Here is an 8,307-nt window from a genome sequence, read left to right as displayed (position 1 = left end):
CGCGCTGTCGCGCTGTCGCGCTGTCGCGCTGTCGCGCTGTCGCGCTGTCGCGCTGTCGCGCTGTCGCGCTGTCGCGCTGTCGCGCTGTCGCGCTGTCGCGCTGCCCTCAGCCCTTCAGTTCCAGGAACTCCCAGTGCGCCTCCGGCGCCAGGCCGGCCATCCAGCGGCCGCAGTTCTGCAGCACGACGGGCCCCGACGTGATGTGCTGCGTCCCCGCGTGGAGGTCCCTGAAGAAGCGCTGCAGGTCGCCCCTGCGCAGCGCCGCCGTGGCCGCCCACTTGTACACCGTCTGGCCCGCCGCGTGCACCGACCACGTCGTGTTGTTCAGCATCAGCCGGGTGAGCGTCTCCTGCTCCGTGGTCAGCAGCGAACCACCGTCCAGCGTCGCCTCGTTGGCCTCCCACACCTCCATCGCCCACGCCCGTGCCGAGCGCAGCGCCGCCTCCGCCTGCGCGTACTCCGCGTGGAACTGCCCGGTGTCGACCGACGCGCCCGGCGTTCCGGACTTCCGCGCGGCCAGCGCCCGCATCTCGTCGAGCATCCGGCGCCCCACCCCGAGCGCCCAGCCGGTGTGGCACACGCCGGCCATGTTCGCCAGGCCCATGCGGTAGATCGCGCCGCCGTGCCGGGCCGCCATCGTGGTGATCTCGTACACGTGCGTCGACGGGACGAACACGTCCTCGCACACGTAGTCGATGCTGCTGGTCGCCTTCAGGCCCATCACGTCCCAGTTGTCGACGAGCGTCGCCTGCTCCTTGGGGAACGTGAAGATCAGCGCCTGCCCCGTCTCCTCGCACAGCGCCGCCGTGTGGATGTGGGTGGCCATCGAGATCCCGGACGCGAAGCTCCACTGCCCGTTGATCACGTACCCGCCGTCGACCCGCCGCGCCGCGCCCAGCCGCGTGCCCTGTCCCGCCATCAGCGCGTACCGGTTGCCCGGCACGTCCGGGAACAACTCCGCCGCGGCCTCGTCACCGAGGTAGGCGGCCGTGGTGCCGGTGACCATCTGCAACGCCATGAACGACCACCCGGCGGAGGCGTCCGAGTAGGCGATCTTCGCGATCGTCTCGATGACCTGTCGCGGCGAGAACTCGTACCCGCCCAGGTCCCGCGGGATGCCGATCTTCAGCGCCCCCGTCTCGTGCAGCACCTGCGCGACCTCGTCGGTGAGCCGCCCCAGTTCCTCGCCCTTCTCGGCGTTCGCGGCGAGCACCGGCGCGGCCTCGTCCAGGCGCGCCATCAACCCGTCGAACTCGTCGCTGACGTGCAGGCTCATGCGTCCGTCCCCTCCAGTCCGCGGATCCAGTCGATGACCGGCCGCACCGTCTCGTCGGAATTGGCTTCGAAGATCAGTCCGTGCCCGTTGCCCTTGACGCCGTGGTCGGGCAGGTGCAGCCGCACGGCGAGAGCGCCCGCGTCGCGCAGGAAGTCCACGAGCTGCGGCGCGAAGTCCGCGAACGCCGACGCGCCACCGGTCACGACCACGACGGGTTTGCCCGCCAGCGCCGGGATCCGCATTCCCGCCCGCACCTCGGCCGGGCCGGAAACCGGCGGGTCGTAGGTGATCGGCGCCGTGGTCAGCCCCCAGTCCAGCGAACCCATCCCGGGGATCTCGGCGAAAGCCGGCCCGACCGGTTCGACCGCCACGATCGCCACCACCGCATCCGGTCGCGCGTCCGCCGCGAGCCACCCGACCGGACCGCCCGCGGAGTGGGTCACCAGCACCGCGGGACCGGTGAGGTCCAGCAACCGGCCCAGCCGGTCGGCGTCCATCCGCTGCGACTCCGCCAGGTCCGCGGGCAACGGGCTCATCGGGCACAGCAGTTGGTCGACCTCCGCCTCACCGTAAGTCCACTGGACCTGCTCGCCGCGCCGCTCCTCGGGCAGGAACAACGCCCGCGCCGCCTCGTACGGGAACGGCGCGCCCATCGGCGCCACCACGTCCGGGTGGTACGGCGAACGCCCGTGACCGCACCGGTCCACCACGTACACGGCGAACCCGGCCTCCACGAAGCGCGTCGCCCAGCCCGGCCGCCCGTCCGGGGTGCCGGTCCAGTCGGTGCCCTGCCCGCCGCCGCCGTGCACCAGCACCAGCGGGTACGGCCGGGTCACCTCAGGCGGCGCCTCCCACTGCACGAACATCGGCGCCCGCTGCACGGTCACGCCGCCGGCCGCCACCCGCTCGCCCGGGATCCAGAACTGCCCGCGGCGCACGGTGATCTCGTGACCGCCGGTCACATGTGGTGCGGTCACGTCAGATCTCGATCGGCTCGAGCCGGGCGAGGATCTCCTCGCGGCGGTGCTCGAACTGCTCGGGCAGCTGGAACCGCGTGCCCAGCTCCTTCGGCGACTCGTCGCACGTCCAGCCGCCTTCGGGGTGCGTCACGGCCAGCTCGAACAACGCGCCGCCGGGCGTGCGGACGTACACGCTCTTGAAGTACTTGCGGTCCTTCAGCTCCGAGATGTCGGTGTAGCCGCGGCCTTCGATGTCGAACTTGACCTCGTCCTGGTTGCGCAGGTTGCCGACGTTCCACGCGAAGTGGTGGTAGGTGCCGGCGCCGTAGCCCCAGGTGCCCTGGTCGTCGGTGCGGTTGACCGTCAGCTCGAGGTGGTTGCCGTACTTGGCGTTGCCGATCTGCAGCGCCGCGCGGTCGCCCTCCTCGGCGAGACGGCCCTGGGAGAAGAACGATTCCTCGGCGAACTCGACCATCCGGTCCGGCGTCGCGACGTGGATGCCCACGCCGTGGATCCCGTGGATCGCGCACTCGGGTGGCACGCCGTAGCCCGCGTGCCCGACGCGGTCGTCACCGGTGTTGCCGACGAAGACGTACTCGATGCCGGACGGGTGCCGGAACGCCAGCCGCCGCTGCCCGAACACCTCGACGTTGTCCACCTCGACGTCGTGCTCGGTCAGGCGCCGGTGCCAGAAGTCCAGCGAATCGTGCGGCACCGACAGCAGCACCTCGCGCGCCTGGTTCGTGCCGCGTTTGCCGTAGAACCCGGCCTGCGCCCACGGGAACGTGGTGACCACACTGCTGGGGTCGCCCGCGGCGTTGGAGTAGTAGAGGTGGTAGATCGGCAGGGAGCCGTCGAACAGGACGGTGCGCTTGATCAGGCGCATGCCCAGCACCTTGACGTGGAAGTCCACGTCCTCCTGAGCGCCCGCGACGGACAACGTGACGTGGTGGGAACCTTCGACGAACGCCATGAAACGCCTCCACACTGAGGTTTTCCGCGGTGGTGCCGCAACGGTAGATTCGGCGGACGGCGCCCGTCATGAACGATGGGCGCACACCGCTGTCGAATGCGCGCACAACCGGTGGGGATGACGATGACGTCACTCGCGGACGTGGTGGCCGTGGCGCCCCCGGCCTCCGGGCCGAAGGTCGAGTTCGGCTCGTGGACGCACCAGGTGGAGCGCAGCGTGCTGCGGTTCCACTTCGACTGCGAGCGCCCGCGCGCGTTCGCCGGCATCGTCCGCAACCGCCCGCTCGCCGACGTCAACTTCGTCGACATGGAGAGCGGGCGGCACGCCGCCTACCGGGACGCGGCCACGATCTCGCCGGACGAGCAGGACTTCTACGTGATGACCCTGCAGCTGTCCGGGCAGTTGCGCCTGGCGCAGGACGGGCGGACCGCGGTCCTGAAGCCGGGGCAATTCGCCATCTACGACTCCGCGAAGCCCGCCGCGATCGTCTCCAGCGACGACTACCGCTCCACCTGCATCCGGTTCCCCAAGCGGTACCTGCCCGCGCCGCCGCCCGGGATCACCGCGACCGCCTTCGAGTGCGAGCCCGGGCTGCCGTCGACCGTGTGGGGCATGCTGCTCAGCCTCAACCGGAACGTGGAGTCCCTGGGCCCGCACGGCCCGCGCGCGGTGCGCACGGTGATGGACCTGGTGACCGTGATGCTGCACGGCACGCGCTTGCTGCCCGGACGGCGCGAGGTGCTGCTGGAGCAGGTGCGCGAGTGGATCGACGCGCACCTGGGCGACCCGGCCCTGGGCCCGAACGCGGTCGCCGCCGCGCACTACATCTCGCCCCGGCACCTGCACAACCTGTTCGCGGGCACCGGGTTCACGGTGTCGTCGTGGATCCGCGCCCGCCGTGTCGAGTGCTGCCGCCGCGACCTGGCCGACCCGCGGCTGGCCGCGACGCCGGTCGCCGCGATCGCCGCGCGCTGGGGGTTCAAGGGCGCGTCCCACTTCGGCCAGGTCTTCAAGCGCGAGACGGGCCGCACCCCCGCGGAGTTCCGCGCGGAGTCGCTGGCGGGCCTGCGCTAGCGCGGTGGAGCCCGGGGCACCAGCCGGAGCGGGACGTGCTGTGGCGCCCGCGTGGCGGCACGACTGCCCCGTGCAGGTGCCCGTCCGCGGACCAGTGCAGGAACTCCTCTTCCCACGGCCGGTTTTCCAGGTCCCGGCGCTCGATGAGCTCGATCTGCGTGGCAGCGAACTCCCGTAGCCCGGCGAAGATTCGGCTCAGCTTTCCCACACCTGGAGCGTGCTCCAGCCGCGCCCCCGGCACGAGTGGCAGAACCGCACGTGTTCGGCAAAATTCTGCCATCGCCGTCTTCCGCGGGGCGAACCCGAGGGTGACTTCCGCCGCGCCAGGAGGCATGATCGCGAAGTATCCGTAGTGGGAGGCCAGTTTTGAGCATCGTCGGCACCAGGGTGGTCCGCATCGAGGACCAGCAGCTGATCACGCAGGGCGGGACCTACGTCGAGGATCTACGGGTGGAGGCGCTGACCGGCGCGGTGCACGCGATGTTCGTGCGCAGCCCGATCGCGCACGCCCGCATCGCCTCGATCGACACCTCGGCCGCGCTGGAGGCGCCCGGGGTCGTCGCGGTCTACACGGCCGCCGACATCGATCTCGCCCCGCACAAGGCGGGCCCGGTCGTCGAACCGTGGCTCGCCGACGGCGTGGTCCGCTACGTCGGCGAGCCCGTCGCGCTCGTGCTCACCGAGGAGCGCTACCAGCTCGCGGACGCCGCCGAACTCGTCGACATCGACTACGACCCGCTGGACGTGGTGGCGAGCATCGACAGCGCGCTCAGCGACGAGACCGTGTTGTTCCCGGACCAGGGCACGAACCTGCTGCAGACCACCGGCGGCGAGTTCGACGACACGGCCTTCGACGAGTGCGAGGTCGTGGTCACCGAGACGATCCTCAACCAGCGCGTCGCCCCGGCACCGCTGGAGGTGCGCGGCGCGGCTTGCGCGTGGGGCGAGGACGGCCGCCTGACGTTGTGGCTGTCCACGCAGAACGCGCAGATCTCCCGCTCCACCGTCGCGAAGGGCCTCGGCGTCGAGTCGGCGAACGTCCGGGTCATCACGCCGGACGTCGGCGGCGGGTTCGGCGCGAAGATCGGCACCGACCCCGAGTCCGTCGTGCTGGGCTGGGCCTCGAAGCGGGCCGGCCGCCCGATCCGCTGGGTGGAGACCCGCAGCGAGAACCTGGTCGCGATGACGCACGGCCGGGCGCAGCAGAACACTGTCACCATCGGTGGCCGCCGCGACGGCACCGTGCTCGCGTTCCGGCTGGAGGTCGTGCAGGACGCGGGCGCCTACCCGCGCACGATGTTCCTGCCCACGCTGACCGAGCTGATGGGCACCGGCGTCTACCACTTCCCGAAGGTGGAGACGGGCAGCCGGGCCGTCGTCACCAACACCACGCCGATCGCGGCGTACCGCGGCGCCGGGCGGCCCGAGGCGGCGGCCGCCATCGAGCGCGCCATGGACCTGTTCGCCGCCGAGATCGGCATGGACCCGGCGGAGGTGCGCCGGGTGAACTTCATCCGCCCGGACGAGTTCCCGTACCAGTCGCCGACCGGCGCGAACTACGACACCGGCGAGTACGCGAAGGTCCTGGACAAGGTCCTCGAAGCCGGCGGGTACGAGCAGCTGCGCGCCGAGCAGGCCCGCCGCCGCGAGGCGGGCGACCCGGTCGTGCTCGGGCTCGGCCTGTCCGCCTACGTCGAGGTCACCGGCAACGACCGGGCGGGCGAGGCGGGCAAGGTGCACATCAACCCGGACGGCTCGGTCACCGCGTGGACCGGCGCCTCGCCGCACGGCCAGGGCCTGGACACCACGCTGGCGATGCTGCTGTCCGACCAGCTCGGCGTGCCCATCGAGAAGATCAGCATCCGGCACGGCGACACCGACGAGGTGCCGCGGGCCATCGGCACCTTCGGGTCGCGATCGCTGCAGCTGGGCGGATCCGCGCTGCGCCAGGCCGCCGACCAGGTCATCGAGCAGGCCCGCGCGCTCGCGGCCGACCGGCTGGAGGCCAGCCCGGACGACATCGAGCTCGCCGACGGCGCCTTCCAGGTGCGCGGCGCGCCCGCGAGCGGTTCAGTGACCTGGGCGCAGGTGGCCGAGCAGGCCGACCTGACCGCCGACGTGTGGTTCGGCGACGGCACCCCGACGTTCCCGTTCGGCGCGCACCTCGCCGTCGTCGAGGTCGACACGCTCACCGGGAAGGTCGAGCTGAAGCGGATCATCGCGTGCGACGACGCGGGCCCGATCGTCAACCCGCTCGCCTTCCAGGGTCAGCGGCACGGCGGGCTCGGCCAGGGCGCGGCGCAGGCGCTGCTGGAGGTCATGAACTACGACGCCGACGGCAACCCGACCACCGCCACGCTGGCGGACTACTCGTTCATCACCGCGACCGAGCTGCCCGACTTCGAGCTGGTCGACTCCGAGACGCCCACGACGCGGAACCTGCTGGGCGTCAAGGGGATCGGCGAGGCCGCGACGATCGGCGCGACCCCGGCGGTGCACAACGCGGTGGTCGACGCGCTGTCCCACCTGGGCGTGCGCCATCTCGACATGCCCACCACCCCGCTGCGGGTCTGGCAGGCTCTCACCGACGCGAGGAAGGCGAACTGAAGTGAAGGTCTCGATCGAGATCAACGGCACGACGGTCTCCGAGGAGGTCGAGGACCGCACCCTCCTGGTCCACTTCGTGCGCGAGCAGGCCGGGCTGACGGCGACGAACATCGGCTGCGACACCACCTCCTGCGGCGCGTGCACGGTGCTGCTCGACGGCGAGTCCGTGAAGTCGTGCACCGTGCTGGCCGCGCAGGCCGACGGGCACTCGGTCACCACGCTGGAGGGTCTGCACGGCGAGGACGGCGACCTGCACCCGGTGCAGCGCGCGTTCCGCGAGGAACACGGCCTGCAGTGCGGTTTCTGCACGCCCGGGATGATCATGGCGTCGGTGTCGCTGCTGGACCACAACCCGAAGCCGACGCGCCAGGAGGTGCGCGCGGGGCTGGAGGGGAACCTGTGCCGCTGCACGGGTTACCACAACATCGTCAACGCGGTGATGAACGCGTCCGGGCAGGAGGTCCAGCGGTGATCCCGGCCCAGTTCACCTACCGGCGGGTGTCCTCTGTGGACGAAGCGCTCGCGGTGGTCGCCGAGCACGGTGACGACGCCAAGCTGCTGGCGGGCGGGCAGTCCCTGCTGCCGCTGATGAAACTGCGCTTCGCCGCGCCCGAGGTGGTCGTCGACATCGGCCCGCTCGACGAGCTGCGGTACGTGCGGGCTGAGGGCGGCGAGATCGCGATCGGCGCGATGTCGCGCTACCACGACCTGCACCACGACCCGGTGCTGGCCGAGCACGCGCCGCTGCTCGCGCACGTCGCGGGCGAGGTGGGGGACCAGCAGGTGCGCCACCGCGGCACGATCGGCGGCTCGCTGGTCCACGCCGACCCGGCCGCCGACCTGCCCGCGGCGGTCCTCGCCGTGGACGGGGTGCTGGTCGCGCGCGGCCCGGACGGCGAGCGACGGATTCCGGCGGCCGAGTTCTTCCAGGGGCCGTTCGAGACGCCGCTCGCGCCGGAGGAGCTGCTGACCGAGGTGCGGATCCCGGTGCAGAACGGCGCCGCGTGGGCGTTCGAGAAGTTCACGCGGCGGTCGATCGACTGGGCGATCGTCGGAGTCGTCGTCGCCGGGAGCGCCGTGTCGCTGATCAACATGGGCGGCACCCCGCTGCGCGCCACGGCGACCGAGGCGGCCCTGGCCGACGGCGCGTCCGCCGCCGAGGCCGCCGCGCTGGCCGCGGAGGGCACCTCCCCGGCCGACGAGGCCCACGCGACGGCCGAGTACCGGCAGCACCTGGCGCGGGTGCTGACCGAGCGGGCGCTGGTGTCCGCCGGTCGTTGAGCCAGGGGGGGGGGGCGGGCGGGGCCCCCCCCCCCCCCCCCCCCCCCCCCCCCCCCGCGGGCGGTAGCGGTACGGGGGCGGGGGGGGGGAGAGGGGTTGAGGGGGCGGGGGGGGATAGGGGGGGGGGGGCGGGGGGA

Annotated in this window: 7 protein-coding genes; 4 read left to right on the top strand and 3 right to left on the bottom strand. The window is 72.2% G+C overall.

The window, feature by feature from the left end; all coding sequences use genetic code 11:
- Positions 1 to 106 precede the first annotated feature (106 nt).
- The 3 genes from ABZ193_RS42525 to ABZ193_RS42515 are packed head-to-tail and all read right to left on the bottom strand — an operon-like array spanning position 107 to position 3,208.
- Entirely contained in the window at positions 107 to 1,276 is a 1,170-nt protein-coding gene (locus ABZ193_RS42525; RefSeq protein ID WP_354714477.1) for an acyl-CoA dehydrogenase, read from the bottom strand.
- Positions 1,273 to 2,253 carry an alpha/beta fold hydrolase gene (locus tag ABZ193_RS42520; RefSeq protein ID WP_354714475.1) on the bottom strand — a complete coding sequence of 327 codons (981 nt, stop codon included), beginning with the start codon at positions 2,251 to 2,253 and terminating at the stop codon, positions 1,273 to 1,275. The genes ABZ193_RS42525 and ABZ193_RS42520 overlap by 4 nt, the downstream gene beginning before the upstream one ends.
- Position 2,254: 1 nt before the next feature.
- Positions 2,255 to 3,208 carry a VOC family protein gene (locus ABZ193_RS42515; protein WP_020422719.1) on the bottom strand — a complete coding sequence of 318 codons (954 nt, stop codon included), beginning with the start codon at positions 3,206 to 3,208 and terminating at the stop codon, positions 2,255 to 2,257.
- 123 nt (positions 3,209 to 3,331) lie between these two features.
- On the opposite strand from ABZ193_RS42515, the gene ABZ193_RS42510 reads away from it, so the two are divergent.
- The 4 genes from ABZ193_RS42510 to ABZ193_RS42495 all read left to right on the top strand — a co-directional run bounded on the left by ABZ193_RS42510 (position 3,332) and on the right by ABZ193_RS42495 (position 8,170).
- Positions 3,332 to 4,282, top strand: coding sequence for a helix-turn-helix domain-containing protein (locus ABZ193_RS42510; protein WP_354714473.1), 951 nt, complete (start codon positions 3,332 to 3,334; stop codon positions 4,280 to 4,282).
- 366 nt (positions 4,283 to 4,648) lie between these two features.
- Positions 4,649 to 6,889 carry a xanthine dehydrogenase family protein molybdopterin-binding subunit gene (locus tag ABZ193_RS42505; protein WP_354714471.1) on the top strand — a complete coding sequence of 747 codons (2,241 nt, stop codon included), beginning with the start codon at positions 4,649 to 4,651 and terminating at the stop codon, positions 6,887 to 6,889.
- Position 6,890: 1 nt separating this feature from the next.
- Positions 6,891 to 7,361: a (2Fe-2S)-binding protein gene (locus ABZ193_RS42500; RefSeq protein WP_017983258.1), complete on the top strand. Its 471-nt coding sequence runs from the start codon at positions 6,891 to 6,893 to the stop codon at positions 7,359 to 7,361.
- Complete coding sequence (locus ABZ193_RS42495) at positions 7,358 to 8,170, top strand: FAD binding domain-containing protein (protein ID WP_354714469.1); 813 nt, start codon at positions 7,358 to 7,360, stop codon at positions 8,168 to 8,170. The genes ABZ193_RS42500 and ABZ193_RS42495 overlap by 4 nt, the downstream gene beginning before the upstream one ends.
- The last annotated feature ends 137 nt before the right edge of the window (positions 8,171 to 8,307 follow it).

Source organism: Amycolatopsis sp. NPDC006125, from assembly GCF_040614195.1.
Taxonomy (GTDB): domain Bacteria; phylum Actinomycetota; class Actinomycetes; order Mycobacteriales; family Pseudonocardiaceae; genus Amycolatopsis_E; species Amycolatopsis_E tucumanensis.
The sequence above is the reverse complement of the archived record's forward strand: the minus strand, read 5'-3'. Positions and strand labels throughout refer to the sequence as shown.

Coding starts and splice junctions, on each gene's coding strand:
- ABZ193_RS42525 (WP_354714477.1), bottom strand. CDS start 1,276: ATGAGCCTGCACGTCAGCGACGAGTTCGACGGGTTGATGGCGCGCCTG.
- ABZ193_RS42515 (WP_020422719.1), bottom strand. CDS start 3,208: ATGGCGTTCGTCGAAGGTTCCCACCACGTCACGTTGTCCGTCGCGGGC.
- ABZ193_RS42510 (WP_354714473.1), top strand. CDS start 3,332: ATGACGTCACTCGCGGACGTGGTGGCCGTGGCGCCCCCGGCCTCCGGG.